Source organism: Winogradskyella sp. (genome assembly GCF_013042245.1).
Classification (GTDB): domain Bacteria; phylum Bacteroidota; class Bacteroidia; order Flavobacteriales; family Flavobacteriaceae; genus Winogradskyella.
Genome location: NZ_JABDQL010000069.1, coordinates 25,618 through 42,705 on the forward strand (window position 1 = coordinate 25,618; position 17,088 = coordinate 42,705).

General features: G+C 34.4%; 16 protein-coding genes. 14 read left to right on the forward strand and 2 right to left on the reverse strand.

Annotated elements, in window-relative coordinates; translation table 11 throughout:
* Positions 1-191 precede the first annotated feature (191 nt).
* Entirely contained in the window at positions 192-731 is a 540-nt protein-coding gene (locus HKP48_RS05645; protein WP_296343715.1) for an OmpH family outer membrane protein, read from the forward strand.
* A 25-nt stretch (positions 732-756) separates the two neighbouring features.
* Here HKP48_RS05645 and HKP48_RS05650 read toward each other — a convergent pair whose 3' ends face one another.
* Complete coding sequence (locus HKP48_RS05650) at positions 757-1,920, reverse strand: DNA polymerase III subunit delta' (protein ID WP_296343717.1); 1,164 nt, start codon at positions 1,918-1,920, stop codon at positions 757-759.
* A 146-nt stretch (positions 1,921-2,066) separates the two neighbouring features.
* Here HKP48_RS05650 and HKP48_RS05655 point away from each other — a divergent pair, with 146 nt between their 5' ends.
* The 3 genes from HKP48_RS05655 (at position 2,067) to HKP48_RS05665 (ending at position 5,953) form a co-directional block, all read left to right on the forward strand.
* Positions 2,067-3,254, forward strand: coding sequence for a phosphoglycerate kinase (locus HKP48_RS05655; RefSeq protein WP_296343718.1), 1,188 nt, complete (start codon positions 2,067-2,069; stop codon positions 3,252-3,254).
* Positions 3,255-3,327: 73 nt separating this feature from the next.
* Positions 3,328-4,959 (forward strand): LysM peptidoglycan-binding domain-containing protein, encoded by a 1,632-nt coding sequence (locus HKP48_RS05660; RefSeq protein WP_296343720.1) that lies wholly within the window; start codon positions 3,328-3,330, stop codon positions 4,957-4,959.
* Positions 4,960-4,981: 22 nt separating this feature from the next.
* Positions 4,982-5,953, forward strand: coding sequence for a DUF4837 family protein (locus HKP48_RS05665; protein ID WP_296343722.1), 972 nt, complete (start codon positions 4,982-4,984; stop codon positions 5,951-5,953).
* 79 nt (positions 5,954-6,032) lie between these two features.
* On the opposite strand, the gene HKP48_RS05670 is transcribed toward HKP48_RS05665, so the two are convergent.
* Positions 6,033-6,209: a twin-arginine translocase TatA/TatE family subunit gene (locus HKP48_RS05670; RefSeq protein WP_296343724.1), complete on the reverse strand. Its 177-nt coding sequence runs from the start codon at positions 6,207-6,209 to the stop codon at positions 6,033-6,035.
* 118 nt (positions 6,210-6,327) lie between these two features.
* On the opposite strand from HKP48_RS05670, the gene HKP48_RS05675 reads away from it, so the two are divergent.
* From HKP48_RS05675 to HKP48_RS05720, 10 genes are all read left to right on the forward strand, one after another.
* Positions 6,328-7,194, forward strand: a complete 867-nt coding sequence (locus HKP48_RS05675; RefSeq protein ID WP_296343725.1) for a M23 family metallopeptidase — start codon at positions 6,328-6,330, stop codon at positions 7,192-7,194.
* The gene (locus HKP48_RS05680) at positions 7,194-8,696 is read left to right on the forward strand and encodes a GH3 auxin-responsive promoter family protein (RefSeq protein ID WP_296343727.1); all 1,503 of its coding nucleotides are present in this window, start codon (positions 7,194-7,196) and stop codon (positions 8,694-8,696) included. Before HKP48_RS05675 ends, HKP48_RS05680 begins: the two co-directional genes overlap by 1 nt.
* Positions 8,697-8,722: 26 nt before the next feature.
* A complete protein-coding gene (locus tag HKP48_RS05685; protein WP_296343729.1) occupies positions 8,723-10,414 on the forward strand; it encodes a hypothetical protein in 1,692 nt (563 codons plus the stop codon).
* 3 nt (positions 10,415-10,417) lie between these two features.
* Complete coding sequence (locus HKP48_RS05690; RefSeq protein WP_296343732.1) at positions 10,418-11,473, forward strand: hypothetical protein; 1,056 nt, start codon at positions 10,418-10,420, stop codon at positions 11,471-11,473.
* Entirely contained in the window at positions 11,473-12,549 is a 1,077-nt protein-coding gene (locus HKP48_RS05695) for a hypothetical protein (protein ID WP_296343735.1), read from the forward strand. Before HKP48_RS05690 ends, HKP48_RS05695 begins: the two co-directional genes overlap by 1 nt.
* Before the next feature lie 12 nt (positions 12,550-12,561).
* On the forward strand, positions 12,562-13,569 hold the full coding sequence (gene rfbB / locus HKP48_RS05700; protein ID WP_296343737.1) for a dTDP-glucose 4,6-dehydratase: 1,008 nt from the start codon (positions 12,562-12,564) through the stop codon (positions 13,567-13,569).
* Positions 13,570-14,433, forward strand: a complete 864-nt coding sequence (gene rfbA, locus HKP48_RS05705; protein WP_296343739.1) for a glucose-1-phosphate thymidylyltransferase RfbA — start codon at positions 13,570-13,572, stop codon at positions 14,431-14,433.
* A gap of 2 nt (positions 14,434-14,435) precedes the next feature.
* Entirely contained in the window at positions 14,436-14,981 is a 546-nt protein-coding gene (gene rfbC, locus HKP48_RS05710; protein ID WP_296343741.1) for a dTDP-4-dehydrorhamnose 3,5-epimerase, read from the forward strand.
* A complete protein-coding gene (rfbD, locus tag HKP48_RS05715) occupies positions 14,978-15,838 on the forward strand; it encodes a dTDP-4-dehydrorhamnose reductase (protein WP_296343743.1) in 861 nt (286 codons plus the stop codon). The genes rfbC and rfbD overlap by 4 nt, the downstream gene beginning before the upstream one ends.
* 432 nt (positions 15,839-16,270) lie before the next feature.
* A complete protein-coding gene (locus HKP48_RS05720) occupies positions 16,271-16,615 on the forward strand; it encodes a GIY-YIG nuclease family protein (protein WP_296343745.1) in 345 nt (114 codons plus the stop codon).
* Positions 16,616-17,088: the final 473 nt, after the last annotated feature.

The window sequence follows — 17,088 nt, forward strand, 5'->3', positions numbered from 1 at the left end:
TCATTTTTATATAAAGATACCATGGAAAGGTAATTTTTTATCGTTAATTTAAAGCAAACAATAACGGTTCATTTTCAATTAACAAAAATTATATTAAAAATTGTTATGATAAATAATATCAATACTAAATAAAAAGTGAAATATACTCCTTAACTTTTATACATTTGCCAAAATTTAATTTCAAAATAATTATGAAAAACATATTTAGAGTACTAGCTATTGTTGTGTTATTTTCTTCTTGCCAACAACAACAGAAAATAAGTTTTATAGATAACGGAGAGGTTATTGATAAATACGAAATGAAAATGGATATTGAAGAACGTTACAAAGTACGTAACGAAGCATTCACTAAAAGAATGGATAGTATTAACAGAGATTTTCAGGTTGAGGTCAAAGCTTTTCAGTTAGCTTCTAACAAAATGTCTCAAAAGAAAGCCCAAGAAAAGTATAACGAACTTGGACAGAGAAACCAGCAGCTCACGCAACAATTTCAACAAGACCAACAAGTCCTTCAACAAGGTTTTAATAAAGAAATTGACTCTGTAGTTAGTAAGGTTAAGGCTTTTGTTACAGATTACGGCAAGAAAAACGGCTATGCATTTATCTTAGGGAAAAACGAAGCTGGTAGTGTTATGTATGGACAAGAATCAAGTGATCTTACAAAAATTGTTATTGAAGCTCTTAATGCTGAGTATAACGCAGAAGAAGAAGAAGCGACAGAAGAAAAATAAGAAATAAAACATAAACATTTAAAAGTCAAGCCTTTGCTTGGCTTTTTTTATGCAATAACCTCGTCAATTTAATAGATAAATCGGTCAGGATTATTTTAGAATTTCCGTTGCGTTCAATATGATAAATAGCATTTTGCAATTCTTCTGTAATCTCCATGATATTACTATCGTGAACAAAAGGTGCGAATTTTTCTAGTTTAAAGCTTTCGGATTTTGGTTCTAGATACACCAATTCATTAGCTTTATAATTGAGGAGCATGGCTTGTCTAAAATAGTTAATACAGAAATGTAAAAATTGTTTTTGAGTTTCCCGCCCTGTTTTGGCAATACCCTCAGACCATGCAATAAGTTCTCTAATAACAGATTTATTACCTTTAGCTTTAAACGCAGAGCGTACCCAAGCGATAAACCATTTTTCGAACTCAATGTCCTCACTATCGTGATAGATAAGATCACAAGCTTTATTAAAATTTCCATTAGATTGTTGGGCTATCTTATCGGCAACACCTTGTTCAATATTATATTTTTTTACCAAAGCTTCAGCAATTATAACCTCTGGTAATCTTGGAAAACCTAAGACTTGGCAACGGGAACGAATGGTACCAATAATTTGTTCTTCATCTTCAGCAATTAGTATAAATATGGTCTTTTCTGGTGGCTCTTCAATAAGCTTCAGAAGCTTGTTTGATGCAGCAGTATTCATCTTTTCTGCCATCCAAATTAGCATGACTTTATAACCACCTTCGTAAGCTTTTAAACTCAAGGACTTTACAATATCTTGAGCTTCGTCAACACCAATTTGGCCTTGTTTATTATCTACGCCAAGCATTTTGTACCAGTCAAATAAATTACCATAAGGTTGTTGTGCAATCAACTGCCGCCATTCTTCTAAAAAATGTTTAGAAACCGGATGACGTTTTATCTTATCATTCGTAGTTACAGGAAAGGCAAAATGCAAATCAGGATGCGATAAGTTTTTAAACTTTAAGTTGCAAGCTTGATTTCCATCTGTATTTTCAGAGTTTATATTCTTACACAATACATATTGAGCATAAGCAATTGCCATTGGTAAAGTGCCCGAACCTTCTGGGCCAACAAATAACTGCGCGTGCGGAATACGACCTGCATCTGCGCTCTTGGTTAAGTGCGATTTTATATGACTTTGTCCTAAGATTTCTGAAAATTGCATATAAGCAAATCTATGCAATATTTTATCGTTTCAAAACTTTACTTTTTAGAGATTTCAGTATTGTATTTCTTTTTCAAAAATGCACACATTTAGTGTTTGTAAGACATATATTATGGACTTATATTTGTGAGACATAAATATTTAAGATGAAAACAATAAACGACTTCAATTTTAAAGATAAACAAGCCCTAATCCGTGTAGATTTTAATGTGCCTTTGGATAAAAATTTCCAAGTAACTGATGCAACGCGAATCCAATCTGCTAAACCAACTATAATCAAAATATTAGAAAATGGCGGTAGTTGTGTTTTGATGTCTCATTTGGGGCGTCCAAAAGGTATTCAGGATGAATTTTCTTTACGTCATATCGTAAGTTCGGTTGAGGATATTATTGGTGTTGAAGTTAAAGTTGCTAATGATTGTATTGGTGATGAGGTTGAAGAGCTAGCAAGCAGTTTAGAGCCAGGAGAAATCTTATTGCTTGAGAATTTACGTTTTCATGATGAAGAAAAAGCAGGAGATAAAGCTTTTGCAGAAAAGCTTTCAAAACTAGGAGATATTTATGTTAACGATGCCTTTGGCACAGCACATCGCGCTCACGCCTCAACGACTGTAGTCGCAGAGTTTTTCCCTGAAAACAAATGTTTTGGAAATCTGTTGGCTCAAGAAATAGAAAGTATTGATAAAGTCTTGAAAACTGGAGAAAAACCTGTACTTGCTGTACTTGGTGGTGCAAAAGTCTCTTCAAAAATTACCATTATAGAAAATATTCTTGATAAAGTAGACCATCTGATTATAGGCGGAGGAATGACCTTTACCTTTATTAAAGCCCAAGGCGGAAGTATAGGAGACTCTATTTGTGAGGACGATAAAATGAAATTGGCACTAGAAATACTAAAGCAAGCCGAGGCTAAAAATGTAAAAATACACTTGCCTGTAGATGTGTTGGCTGCTAATGCATTTAGTAACGATGCAGAAACACAAGTTGTGGATGTTACAATGATACCAGACGGTTGGCAAGGTCTAGATGCAGGACCAAAATCTAAAGCAAACTTTCACGATGTGGTGATGCAGTGCAAAACCATTTTATGGAATGGGCCTTTAGGTGTTTTTGAAATGGAAACCTTTGCCAAAGGAACCATTGAGTTAGGAAACTCTATTGCAGAAGCTACTAAAAATGGTGCGTTTTCACTTGTTGGAGGTGGTGACTCTGTAGCAGCAGTAAAGCAATTTGGTTTTGAAAATAAAGTAAGCTATGTCAGTACAGGCGGTGGAGCAATGTTGGAAAGTTTAGAAGGAAAAACATTGCCCGGGATTGCAGCTATTTTAGAATAGATTTCTATTATTTTTCGAATTAAAACACGATTTTAACGCTGCTTTTCGTTAGCATTGTTACAATTATAGATTTATGCGTTTTAAAAATCATCTTTTATTTACTTTAGTTGTGCTTTTTAGCGCTTGTCTTTTTGCTCAGGATTCTATTTCTAAAATAAATAAAAAACGTGTCACCGAAAAAGATTTTAAAAAAGCAAAAACAGACGTTGTTGATACCATTATTGAGGGGCAGACGTATTATAAGCCAACCAGACCCACTACAGTTGATGGACAAACAGGAAACGATAAAAAAATCACTGCTGTTGTAGATTCGACTAAAATAGACTCACTTTTAGATAATGAAATGGCAGCCAAGCTAGATAAAAAGTGGCTCGAAGAATTGTACAGTAATTCGTTATTTGATACGATTTACAAATCTGTACAAGAGCTGGACTACAAACCCGTAGACTATCCAGAATTATCCACCGACACTTTAAAAGCAAGGTTAGAACGCTTAAATGCCAGAACGCCTTTTAATGTGGAATATAATCCATCTTTAGAAAGTGTTATAAAGCGTTATTTAAAAAACAGGAGGACTTCTATGGAACGCCTTATGGGCTTAAGTCATTTTTACTTCCCCATGTTTGAAGAAGCCTTAGACAAAGAAGATATTCCGCTTGAGGTCAAATATCTCGCTATCGTAGAGTCTGCCTTAAAGCCAAGAGCACGTTCACGAGTTGGTGCAACGGGTTTATGGCAATTTATGTTTGGTACAGGAAAGGAGTATGGGCTTAATGTAAGTAGTTATGTCGACGAACGTCGCGATCCTATAAAATCCACCGATGCCGCAGCAAAGTACTTAGCCAGATTGTATAAGATTTTTGGCGATTGGGATTTGGCATTAGCATCTTATAATTCGGGACCAGGAAATGTGTCCAAAGCCATTCGTCGTTCTGGAGGTTACACTAATTATTGGAACATACGACAAAACCTCCCACGTGAAACAGCAGGATACTTACCAGCTTTTTTAGCTACCATGTATATTTTTGAATATGCCCACGAACACGGTTTTAAGCCAGAGCGCCCAAAACATCAGTATATAGAGACCGATACTATTCGTGTAAAACAGATGATTACTTTAGACCAAGTCGCTGAAGTTACAGATGTAAATATTGAAGAATTACAGTACTTAAATCCATCCTATAAGTTAGACATTATTCCTCTTGTTGAAGGTAAAAATTATACATTGCGTTTGCCCCGATATGCAATTGGAAGTTTTGTGGCTAATGAAGATAAAATATATGCCTTTGCTAAAGCCGAGTTTGATAAACGCGAAAAACCCTTGCCTCAATTTTTTGAAAATGACACAAAAGTAAGGTATCGGGTACGTAGCGGTGATTATTTAGGTAAAATTGCTCGTAAATATGGCGTACGTGTAAGCAGCATAAAACGCTGGAATGGTCTACGGAGTCATAATCTCAAAATCGGACAACGACTCACTATTTATCCAAGGAATCCAACCGCAATGCCTTCTTCTAGCTCAAAATCATCGACTAAAAAAGCGGTGAGTACTGCTGGAAAAAAGACTTATAAAGTGAAGTCTGGAGATTCTCTTTGGAGTATTGCTCAAAAATTTTCTGGTGTTTCTCTTCAGAATTTAAAAGATTGGAACGATATTAGGAGTAATAAACTAAAAATTGGAATGACTCTTGTGGTGTCCCAATAAACCAATTCAAAATTTAAGAAAAATGAAAAGATTACTATCCTTTTTTTGTTTGCTATTAATACTTAGTTGTAATGACAAAAAAGATAACGTCCGTTATCTGACGGAATCTTCAGGAAATATTAATTCTATTTCTGTAGTTGTTGATAATATCCTTTGGGAAGATAAGGTTGGTGAAGCTGTTAGGCGCACATTGGCAGCTCCAGCTAAAGGCTTACCACAGGACGAGCCAATGTTTTCGTTAAAACAAATACCAACACCTGTTTTTAGTGGGTTTGCAACAAAAAGCAGAATTATTTTAAAGCTTGAAAAAACGGATAGCACAGGTATTGTTGTCAAAGAAAACGTGTATGCCAAGCCGCAAACTGTTGTTGTGGTAAAGGGAAAAACTGATCAAGATATTGTAGATCAAATAACTGAGAATTCTGCAAAAATTATTGATGCTTTTACCAAGCGTGAGGTATTTGAAAAACTGAGACGCATTAATAAGTCCTTACTTAAAGATGAAGCTATGGAAAACGCTTTAGGCTTTACGATAGATATTCCTTCAGCATATAGAATTGCCAAAAGTGAAGACGATTTTTACTGGGTAAGAAAAAGTTTAACCAACAGCATGACGATGGACTTGGTGTTCTATAGCTATCCTTTAGATTCTATACGAAAAAATGACAGCACAGTTATTGATATTGTTAACATGCGTGATAAAATGCTTGCCGAAGGGATACCCGGAGAAGAAGACATTATCATGAAAACAGAAGATGCTTACTCACCATCAATCTATGAAGCGATTATAGACAATAAAAAAGCTTTTGAAACTCGCGGCGTTTGGGAGGTCGAAGGCGCATATATGGCAGGGCCTTTTGTAAATTATGCCATTGAAGACAAGGTTAACAATAGGTATTTAGTAGCAGAAGGTTACGTTTACGCGCCATCTTTGGATAAGCGAGAGTATGTTTTTGAGCTTGAGGCGATTATAAAATCGATTAAGATTAAATAATTTATAACTTATCTAAAAACAATAAAACAAAAAAGCCAACTTATTGAGTTGGCTTTTTTGTTTTATATCAAAAGAAATTTTATTCTTTTTCTTCTTTAGAATTGTCTTTACTTGCGTCTTTAAATTCTTTTATACCACTACCCAAGCCTTTCATTAATTCAGGAATTTTCTTTCCACCAAACAATAGAATAATGGCTAATCCAATAATAACCCATTGCCAAGGACCTACAACTAAAGGAATAATATTTAAAATCATAATAATTAAATTAGACTACAAAGTTAGTAATTAAACTTTAATTACAACGTTATTGCTATAATTTTAGGATTTAATAACAGTCTCTTATACCTCGTTTTTATTTACTTTTGTTTAACCTATGACCCAAAAAGAAAAAAAGAAAAAACAATTTAAAAAAAAGTTACTTCACAAATACCGTTTAGTCGTATTAAACGAAGATACCTTTGAGGAGCGTTATGCTATTAAACTAAATCGCCTTAATGTGTTTGTTTTACTAGCATTATCAGGAATTGTCTTGGTCAGTTTTACTACGATTTTAATCGCTTACACGCCATTACGAGAGTACATACCAGGGTATTCTTCAACGTCACTAAAGAAAAAAGCAACGGAGCTGACCTATAAAGCTGATTCTTTGCAGCAACAGTTATTATTTAATCACCGCTACTATGCTTCAATAAAAAAGGTACTTACAGGAGATATAACCAGCGCAGAATTTAATAAAGACTCAATCATAGCAGCTGCAAAAGCAGAAGATATAGAAACTGTTTTTCCGAATAAAGAAGACTCTCTGCTTAGAGCAAAAGCGGATAAAGAGGATAAATACAACTTATTTGACTCGGAGACCAATAGTTCAAATTTTGTACTATTTCCACCAGTAAACGGAACAATTTCAGAAGGTTATAATATTGAAGAAAAGCATTTTGCAGTCGATGTTGTAATTCCTGAAACTACACCCGTAAAAGCAACTGCAGACGGTATCGTTATTTTTGCAGAGTGGACTGTTTCAACAGGTTATGTTATAATTTTAGAACATAACAATGAGCTAATTTCTGTATATAAGCACAATGGCTCCGTAACAAAAGCGCAGGGCGATTTGGTAAAAGCAGGTGAAGTGATTGCTCTATCAGGAAATACAGGCGAGTTAAGTACTGGACCTCATTTGCACTTTGAGCTTTGGAGTAAAGGCTATCCAATTAACCCTACAAACTTTATTGATTTTCAATAATGGCATCTTTAAAATCAATTTTAGCAAAACCATTTGCCAGCTTTGTAGCATGGCAAATAAAAAAGTGGGCTTCAAACCCTGTTGAGACCCAAGAAAAAGTATTTCAGAAACTCATCGTAGATGCCGCAGGAACAACCTTTGGAAAAGACCATGATTTTATAAGTATTAATACTCATGAAGATTTTATAAAACGAGTTCCTGTAAGAGATTACGAAGCCTTAAAGCCCTACGTTGATAGAGTTGTTGAAGGCAAAGAAAATGTACTTTGGAAAGGCAAGCCTATCTATTTTGCAAAAACATCAGGAACAACCTCTGGTGCAAAATATATCCCGATTACAAGTGAGAGTATGCCAAGTCATGTTGAAGCGGCTAGGAATGCAATTTTAATGTATATCAATGAAACAGGAAAAACGAGGTTTGTAGATGGTAAGATGATATTTCTTCAAGGCAGTCCTATTTTAAAGGAGCAGAAAGGCATTCAACTTGGTCGACTTTCGGGAATTGTAGCGCATTACGTGCCAAAATATTTACAAAAAAACAGATTGCCAAGCTGGGAAACTAATTGTATTGAAGATTGGGAAACTAAAGTTGATGCTATTGTCCAAGAAACCTTACCTGAAAATATGACAATAATTTCTGGTATTCCCTCATGGGTGCAAATGTATTTTGAAAAGCTTATTGAAAAGACAGATAAAAAAGTCGGAGATATTTTCAAAAACTTCAATCTCTTCATTTTTGGAGGCGTCAATTACGAACCTTACCGTGCAAAGTTTGAAAATCTTATAGGCAGAAAAGTCGATAGTATCGAGTTGTATCCAGCTAGTGAAGGGTTTTTTGCTTTTCAAGACAAACAGAATGAAAAAGGTATGCTATTACAGCTGAACTCTGGTATTTTTTACGAATTTATTGAGGCTGAACATTTTTTTGAAGACAACCCCATACGTATTACCATTAAGGATATAAAAGTTGGAATCAACTATGTTATGATTATCTCATCAAACGCAGGACTTTGGGCTTACAATATTGGTGACACGGTTCAATTTACGAGTACAGAACCGTATCGCGTTATTGTTTCTGGACGCATTAAACATTTTATTTCTGCTTTTGGAGAGCATGTTATAGGAAAAGAAGTAGAGCAGGCCATGAACGAGGCGCTATCTCAAACAGGTGCGTCTATAAACGAATTTACAGTAGCACCACAAATCAATCCAGAAGAAGGCTTGCCTTACCACGAATGGTTAGTTGAATTTGGGACTGAACCACCAAGTATAGAAGTTTTTACTGAGATTATTGACAAATCCCTTCAAAATCAAAACAGCTATTACAAAGACTTAATCGTTGGGAATATTCTTCAGCCTTTAAAAATTTCAATAATTAAAACAGAAGGATTTAAAAATTACATGAAATCTATTGGCAAATTAGGAGGGCAAAATAAAATCCCAAGATTAGGGAACGACCGCAAAATTGCCGATGTTTTACATGAAGGGAAATTCGTGAAATAGTTTATATTTGCAGGCTAGATCCGAGTATGAATAACACAAAAAACACACATAAAAGAACAAGAGCGCAACAAAGTTCTAACGCTATTGAGCGTATGTACATAACCATGCGTCATCTGTTTAACCGTGGCTTTTATAAGCCTATGGGTGTTTCTGGTGAAACACTTCGTGAAGCTTTATTGCTTTTAAGACCAGAAATTTATGGGTCTATTGCTGATGAAAAAGCAGAACTAGAAGGGCTTTTATATGTTATTGACAGACTCCCTCAAGGTATTGAAGAGTGTACATTTATCAATTTAACTAGTGATGAGGGTTATGGAGACTCGCATTTTAAAGCGATAATTCCACCAAAACGAAGACGAAATTGCTACCGCATTGACGAGGAGCAAATGAATATAGAAATTACACGTGGACGTTCAGAAATCTATGATATTTTAACACACCTTACATTCTTATTCGTAGAATCTCATAAAATAAGTAAACGCGTATTAATTGAAGATAAAGGCACAACAATCCGCGACTGGGCAAAGTTAGAGGCTGCAGTTACTAAGAATAAAAAGTTAACCCCAAAAGAACGCGAAATTGCAATTACTCATACAGCGAATATTTTAGGAAGAACGTTTAATGAAATAGTGCAGACTTATGGAGATTTTGCAACAGGAAACCAGCCCGAGCGCTTTTTAAGTATAGTGTATTGGTTAGGTAAATTAGCTATTGAAGAAACTGTAAATAATAACAAAAGAACAGTAACATTTAGCCCTGTTCTTAGAGAGCGTCTTGGACATCATATTCATGGCGAAATTTGGGCAGATAATATTAAGTCTGTCCTAAAAAAGAATAATTTATTAGCAAGACCTATCCATGTAATCAGCGCTAATATGCATAGTGTCATGAATTCTTTATTTGCCGAGATGGCGATAAAAACACCTAAAGTAAAGAAAGATATCTTTGATATTTACGAAGATTTAAGTCAATCCCAGAACGCTGAGATGCAAAAAAAGGTAGAGACGACAGCGTTTAAAAATGGAATGCTTTATATTAAAGATACTTCTGGAACAAATATAAATGTACAGATTTTTGATACAGATAAAATAGATTTCAGTAAAACGAGTTTAGAATATAACGTTGATAAAGTAGAAGAAAAAGCTGTAATTATAGTCATGGACTACGCTTTTGGTGAGCAAGCTTATGAAACCATGGACGAGCTATTAAAGCCAGTTTCTGTAAAAGGAGAAAAAGTGCATTTAGATGTAAAGTCTATATCCATAATGGGCAAAGCAGGTATTTTACAAGGCGGTAAAGGTGACGTCATGATTCCTTCGGCTCATATTTTTGAGGGCACAGCAGACAATTATCCATTTAAAAATGAATTAAGTAAAACAGATATGGTAGATTGTGGGGTTGCTGTTTATGAAGGTGCCATGATTACCGTTTTGGGCACATCATTACAAAATAAAGAAATATTAAAATTCTTTAAAAAATCGACATGGAATGTTATTGGGCTAGAAATGGAAGGCGCACATTACCAAAAGGCCATACAAGCGGCGGCCAAAGTAAGAGGAAGTATTAATGAAGATGTAAAAGTGCGTTATGCGTATTACGCAAGCGATAATCCTCTTGAAACAGGAAGTACCTTAGCCTCAGGCGGTTTAGGAACAACTGGTGTAAAGCCGACATATGTGATAACAAAAAAAATAGTAGAACAAATTTTTAATCCATAGGTTATGAGCAAAAATTTAAAACACACACCGCAAAACGAAGAAGTAGATTTAGGGCAATTATTTAAAATGATTGGGAACTTGTTTCAGCGGTTTTTCAATTTTATAAAATCAATATTTACAGCCATAGGCTTGATATTTGTTTATTTTTTAAAGGATATATTTTCTAATATTAAAATTATAAGTATTGTTGCAATAGTTGCCCTTGTATTAGGATATGTCTTGGACAAGCGTAAGGACAAAGTCTATTTTGCTGAGATGTTTGTAAAACCATATTTTGATTCAAAGTACGAGTTAATTAATAATGTAGATTATTATAACTCGCTTATTAAGCTCGAAGACCTTGAGGAATTAAGCTCTCAATTTAATGTCACCCAAGCAGAAGCAGAATCTATTTTAAGTTTTGATATAGAAATAGGACCAGAATCCAAAAATGAGCAAATACAAGATTTTGATGCCTTTTTAAAGCCTTTAGACAGTGTTACAAAAGGAAAAATTGAATTTGAAGATTATATAGAAGATAGAAATATTTACAATGCAGGAATTTATTTATTAAAAGCACGTTCTAAAGATTACAAGATATTCAAAAAACTAGAAGAAGGATTAAAAACATCTTTACAGAATAAGTATTCTGAAATTAAAAAGAGAAAGCGCGATAGTGTTCTTTTATTAGAAGAAGAAAATTTAAAAAGTTCGCTTCTAGAAACACAAAAACTAAAAGCTACTTATCTGGACGTTTTACAAAAAGAAGCTGATAAAAATAATATATCTACTAGGTTTGAAAACACTTTTGGATTACAAATTGAAAAAACAGATACCAAAGAAGATGTGCTTTTAAATCAAGAATTAAAAATACTCAATCAATTAAGTGATATTAGAAAAGAGTTGGTTACTGACGATCAGTTATTTGATATTATTGCGGCTTTCAAAGAAAAAGGACTTTTGGAAAATATTTGGTATAAGAAATTTAAAATAATACTCCCGCTTTTAGGGCTATTGCTCTTAGGACTATTTTTTAATGGTCTAAAATTTTATAAATACATAATGCGATACCAAAAGTAATGAGTAAAAATAACGAAAACAAAACAAATATAAATACCAACGAAGAAGTAGATTTAGGACAATTGTTTAAAATGATTGCTCGTGTGTTTCAGCGCTTTTTCAATTTTATAGCTTCAATTTTTACAAGTTTTTTTAGTATTTTAATCTTAATAGTTGCCCATTTTTATAAGCGCGCAAAATTTTATGCTGTAGCCCTTGTATTAGGTTTTGTTATGGGCCTTTTTTTAGATAAATCTTCAGCAAAGATTTATGGTGCTAACATGTATATACAGACAAATTTTAGTTCTGGCTATCAAGTTTATGAAAATGTAAATAATTTAAACCAACTGGCCTCAACCTTAAAAGATTCTTTACAACTAGCAGAATTATTAGGTATTTCAGTTTCAGAGGCTGCAAAACTAGAAGGGTTTTCTATAGCGCCAGATATCAATCCAATTACCACAGCATTAATGTTTTCTGAGTACAAGCAAAATTTAGATTCTATATCTAGACTTGATGCAAATTATGAAGATTATATCGACTCGGCAAGAGGCTTTGATTTTAATACACATCAACTGACCATTTTCACTTCAAGTCAAAATATACCTCAAAATATTAATCAAAAACTACCAATTGCATTAGCAGACAATGACTACTTAAAGCGTGTTTTAGAAGCTAATCAAGGCAATCTTATTAGTGAAGATGCGGTTTTATTAGAACAGAAAACAGAAATAAACACTTTAGTTAATAAATATTTAGAAATAAGAATAAAAGAATCAAATAAAGAATCTACTCCTGGAGCAGGAACAAACCTTTTTATGGCAGATGCTCAAAAAAACAACCTAATTGTAAACGAAGCCAATTTAATCAAACAAAAATTAGGACTTGAAGAGCAACGAAGAGCTTTAAAAATGAAAAAAGCAACTCAAAAAAATATTGTATCTGTACTATCAAAATTCCCAGCAAGATCGTATTCGATGGATACTTGGTATAAGAAAGCCGTTTTTTGGATTCCAGTATTATTTTTCTTTTTATCGGGATTAGTTTTTGTATTTTTAAGGATAGGCAAGTATCTTAAAAAAGAAGGTGCTATATAATAAATACAGGTATTGAAACTTTTAGTTACAGGAGGATTAGGGTTTGTAGGGTCTAACTTTATAGGACACCTATTAAAGAGATACCCTAATTATAGTATAGTAAATTTAGACAAGCTTACCTATGCAGGGGCGCTTTCTAATTTAGAAACATTAACAAACAACGCAAACTATAGTTTTATTAAAGGCGATATATGCGATAAAAAGCTCGTAAATAGTCTATTTGAAACACATGATTTTTGTGGTGTCATTCATTTTGCGGCGGAGTCTCATGTCGACAATTCAATAAACAACCCTAGCGCTTTTATAGACACCAATATTACGGGTACGTTTAATCTTATAGATGCTGCAAAACACCATTGGATAAAAGCCCCTTTTCAATTCAAAAAAGGAAAGCAGAACAACAGGTTTCATCATATTTCTACAGATGAGGTTTATGGGTCTTTGGGAGAAAAAGGGCTGTTTTCAGAAACCACGCCCTATGCGCCTAACAGCCCCTATAGTGCATCAAAAGCAGCCTCGGATTTTATTGTACGCAGTTATTTTCATACTTACGGGATAAATGTCGTAACCACCAATTGCAGCAATAACTACGGCCCAAAACAACACGATGAAAAATTAATCCCAACCATTATTAGAAAAGCATTAAAAGGAGAAGAAATACCTATTTATGGAGACGGAAAAAACATTCGCGATTGGCTTTACGTTTTAGACCATTGCAAGGGTATTGACTTAGCTTTTCACAAGGGTAAGTCTGGAGAAACGTATAATATAGGCGGTAAAAATGAACGAGATAATTTATACATAGCCAATAAAATTTGTAGTATCTTAGATAGATTAAGGCCAAAAGATGAATCCTACAAAAATCAAATTACGTTTGTTAAAGATAGGTCAGGACATGATTTTAGATATGCTATCGATGCTTCTAAAATTGAAAATGAATTAGGCTGGCAGGCTGAAGAGAATTTTGAAACCGGGATTGAGAAGACAATTACATGGTTTTTGAAAAAATATAAACCGTAAATGAAAGGCATAATTCTAGCAGGAGGTTCTGGAACACGTTTGTACCCGCTTACATTAGCGGTAAGTAAACAATTGATGCCTATTTACGACAAACCAATGATTTACTACCCGCTGTCTACCTTAATGCGGTCGGGTATTAGAGAGATATTAATTATTTCCACACCACAAGATTTGCCACTTTTCGAAAAACTTCTAGGAGATGGAAGTTCGTTAGGATGTAAATTTCAATATGCAGTTCAAGATGCACCAAACGGTTTGGCAGAAGCCTTTATAATAGGAGAAAAATTTATAGGAAATGATAAGGTGGCTCTAATACTTGGAGATAATATTTTTTATGGCACAGGTTTAGCTAATTTATTGCAACAGAACAATAATCCTGATGGTGGTATTGTATACGCCTACCATGTCAACGACCCAAAAAGGTACGGCGTTGTTGAGTTTGATGATGATTTTAAAGCAATATCTATTGAGGAAAAACCTAAAGTTCCAAAATCTAATTTTGCCATACCAGGCATTTATTTTTATGACAATACCATTATTGAAATAGCAAAAAACATTAAGCCCAGTTATAGAGGCGAGTTAGAGATAACAGATGTAAACAAAGCCTATTTGAGAGAGGGAAAACTAAAAGTAAGCATATTAGATAAAGGGACCGCCTGGCTAGACACAGGAACATTTAAATCCCTTTTGCAGGCCTCTCAATTTGTTGAAGTCATAGAAGAACGACAAGGACTTAAAATTGGTGCTATTGAAGAAGCTGCTTTTGAAATGAAATACATTAATGAAACCCAACTAAGAAAATTGGCAGAGCCACTTGTAAAAAGCGGTTATGGTAAACATTTACTTAGCCTTGTTAATAATTAAGAATGATAGTAAACCCCACACTCATAGAAGATTGTTTTATTATTCAGCCTAAAATTTTCGAAGATGAAAGAGGCTACTTTTATGAGAGTTTTAATCAAAATGAATTTTCTCAACGAACAGGTATTCAGAATAATTTTGTGCAAGATAATGTATCAAAATCCGCCAAAGGTGTATTAAGGGGATTACACTTTCAAGAGGGAGAAAATGCTCAGGCCAAATTAGTTAGAGTGATTAAAGGACGTGTTCAGGATGTCGTTGTAGATTTAAGACCAAACTCCAGAACTTTTGGTAATCATTTTTCAATAGAATTATCGGAAGAAAATAAAAGGCAATTGTTTATTCCTAGAGGTTTTGCCCATGGCTTTTTAGTTTTAGAAAATGATACTATTTTTAGCTATAAATGTGATAATTATTACAATAAAAAAAGTGAAAGAGGTATCATTTATAACGATTCAAAACTAGACATAAAATGGAAGCAAATAAATAAGGACTATAAGCTTTCTGAAAAAGATTTGAACTTGCCAAAATTTAAAGATTTAGTATTATGATTTCGGTATTAGTTACTGGAAAAGACAGTCAATTAGCACAGTGTATAAAAGAAATTGAAGCTAATTTTCCTGAAGTTTCAATACAATATTGCAGCTCAAAAACTTTAGATATTACCGATCTACAGTCCATCAAAAACACCTTTCGAGAAAACCACTTTGAGTATTGTATTAATTGCGCCGCTTATACGCATGTGGATAAAGCCGAATCTGACCCAGAAAAGGCTTATGCCGTAAACGCTGAAGGAGTGGCTAATCTTGCTAGCGTATGTAAACAATACCATACAACATTGATGCACATATCTACCGATTATGTTTTTGATGGCAAAAAGCAGAAACCCTATACAGAAGCGGATAAAACAAACCCTATTAATGTTTATGGCAAATCAAAAAGAGCAGGAGAATTAGAAATTATAAAGACCCTTCACAAATATTTTATCATAAGGACGTCTTGGCTGTATTCAGAATATGGGAATAATTTTGTAAAAACCATGTTAAGCGTATCTAAAGAAGGGGATCAAATAAATGTTGTTAATGACCAAGCGGGGAGTCCTACGTATGCCCTAGACTTGGCAGATGTAGTACTAAAAATTATTAGGCGTGATACTAAACTGTATGGGCTATATCATTTTAGCAATTCGGGCGTTTGCACCTGGTTTGACTTTGCTACTGAGATTTTTAAACACCTGAAAGTAAGTATAAATATAAAAAAAATCAGCACGTCTAATTACCCAACCCTAGCAAAAAGACCTGCTTATGGCGTATTAGATAGTACAAAAATGGCCAACACATTTCAGCTTAACATACCCCATTGGCGCGAGCGGTTAAATCAATTTTTATTGACATACCGAGTCTTTTAGCAGAGCTCAAGATAAACCACTATTTCCATATCGAGCGGCAGTCGAGATACCATTTGTATTCTGAGCCCTCCAAGCGTTCTCGACTCCCGCTCGAACTGGCATTTTTGTGTAAGTATTTGATTAAAGCAGTCCCACATTCCATATCGAGCGACAGTCGAGATACCATTTGTATTCTGAGCTCTCCAAGCGTTCTCGACTCCCGCTCGAACTGGCAGGTGGTTAAGTATTAGAAAGAGAGCCTCCCACATTCCATATCGAGCGACAGTCGAGATATCATTTGTATTCTGAACTCTAAGGCGTTCTCGACTCCCGCTCGAACTAGCATTTTTGGGACGTATTTGATTAAAACACCCTTTATTTCAATATCGAGCGGGAGTCGAGATATCTAAAAAGTTCGTATGTTTTAATTAAAAATTTTCATAAGTTACCATTATGTATTATCAATTTTATGTCTATATCTTAAAATGTCATTACGGTAAACTATACACTGGATTTACAAATAACTTAGATAGGCGATTAACAGAGCATCAACAAGGTTTAAATAAAAGTGCATTTACATACAAAAGAAGACCTTTAGCTTTAATTTTTAGTCAAGAATTCAATGATGTTTTTCAAGCCAAATCTTTTGAAAGAAGAATAAAAAAATGGTCTTCAAAAAAGAAGTTGGCCTTAGCTAGTGGAGATTATGATAAATTAAGGCTGCTTTCAATATGTCAAAATGATACATCAAGTGCATTTGTATCTATGGATTACGTACCTAAAAGAATTATAGAATAATTAGTTTTTTATAAGCGTTCTCGACTCCCGCTCGAACTGGCAGGTAGTTAAGTGTTTGAAAGAGAACCTCCTACATTTCATATCGAGCGGCAGTCGAGATATCATTTGTATTGTTAAGCCCCTAAGCGTTCTCGACTCCCGCTCGAACTAGCATTTTTGTGTAAGTATTTGATTAAAACAACCTTTTTTAATATCGAGCGACAGTCGAGATATCATGCATTTTCTGAGCTCTTCAAGCGTTCTCGACTCCCGCTCGAACTGGCATGTTTGGTACGTATTTGATTAAAGCAACCCCACATTCAATATCGAGCGACAGTCGAGATACCATTTGTATTGTGAAGCCCCCAAGCGTTCTCGACTCTCGCTCGAACTAGCATTTTTGTGTAAGTATTTGATTAACGCAGCCCCACATTCCATATCGAGCGACAGTCGAGATATCATTTGTATTCTGAGCTCCCCAAGCGTTCTCGACT

What these genes read in the sequence shown, in the direction of transcription:
- HKP48_RS05645 (WP_296343715.1), top strand. Translation starts at nt 192, where the DNA reads ATGAAAAACATATTTAGAGTACTAGCTATTGTTGTGTTATTTTCTTCT.
- HKP48_RS05650 (WP_296343717.1), bottom strand. Translation starts at nt 1,920, where the DNA reads ATGCAATTTTCAGAAATCTTAGGACAAAGTCATATAAAATCGCACTTA.
- HKP48_RS05655 (WP_296343718.1), top strand. Translation starts at nt 2,067, where the DNA reads ATGAAAACAATAAACGACTTCAATTTTAAAGATAAACAAGCCCTAATC.
- HKP48_RS05660 (WP_296343720.1), top strand. Translation starts at nt 3,328, where the DNA reads ATGCGTTTTAAAAATCATCTTTTATTTACTTTAGTTGTGCTTTTTAGC.
- HKP48_RS05665 (WP_296343722.1), top strand. Translation starts at nt 4,982, where the DNA reads ATGAAAAGATTACTATCCTTTTTTTGTTTGCTATTAATACTTAGTTGT.
- HKP48_RS05670 (WP_296343724.1), bottom strand. Translation starts at nt 6,209, where the DNA reads ATGATTTTAAATATTATTCCTTTAGTTGTAGGTCCTTGGCAATGGGTT.
- HKP48_RS05675 (WP_296343725.1), top strand. Translation starts at nt 6,328, where the DNA reads ATGACCCAAAAAGAAAAAAAGAAAAAACAATTTAAAAAAAAGTTACTT.
- HKP48_RS05680 (WP_296343727.1), top strand. Translation starts at nt 7,194, where the DNA reads ATGGCATCTTTAAAATCAATTTTAGCAAAACCATTTGCCAGCTTTGTA.
- HKP48_RS05685 (WP_296343729.1), top strand. Translation starts at nt 8,723, where the DNA reads ATGAATAACACAAAAAACACACATAAAAGAACAAGAGCGCAACAAAGT.
- HKP48_RS05690 (WP_296343732.1), top strand. Translation starts at nt 10,418, where the DNA reads ATGAGCAAAAATTTAAAACACACACCGCAAAACGAAGAAGTAGATTTA.
- HKP48_RS05695 (WP_296343735.1), top strand. Translation starts at nt 11,473, where the DNA reads ATGAGTAAAAATAACGAAAACAAAACAAATATAAATACCAACGAAGAA.
- rfbA (WP_296343739.1), top strand. Translation starts at nt 13,570, where the DNA reads ATGAAAGGCATAATTCTAGCAGGAGGTTCTGGAACACGTTTGTACCCG.
- rfbC (WP_296343741.1), top strand. Translation starts at nt 14,436, where the DNA reads ATGATAGTAAACCCCACACTCATAGAAGATTGTTTTATTATTCAGCCT.
- rfbD (WP_296343743.1), top strand. Translation starts at nt 14,978, where the DNA reads ATGATTTCGGTATTAGTTACTGGAAAAGACAGTCAATTAGCACAGTGT.
- HKP48_RS05720 (WP_296343745.1), top strand. Translation starts at nt 16,271, where the DNA reads ATGTATTATCAATTTTATGTCTATATCTTAAAATGTCATTACGGTAAA.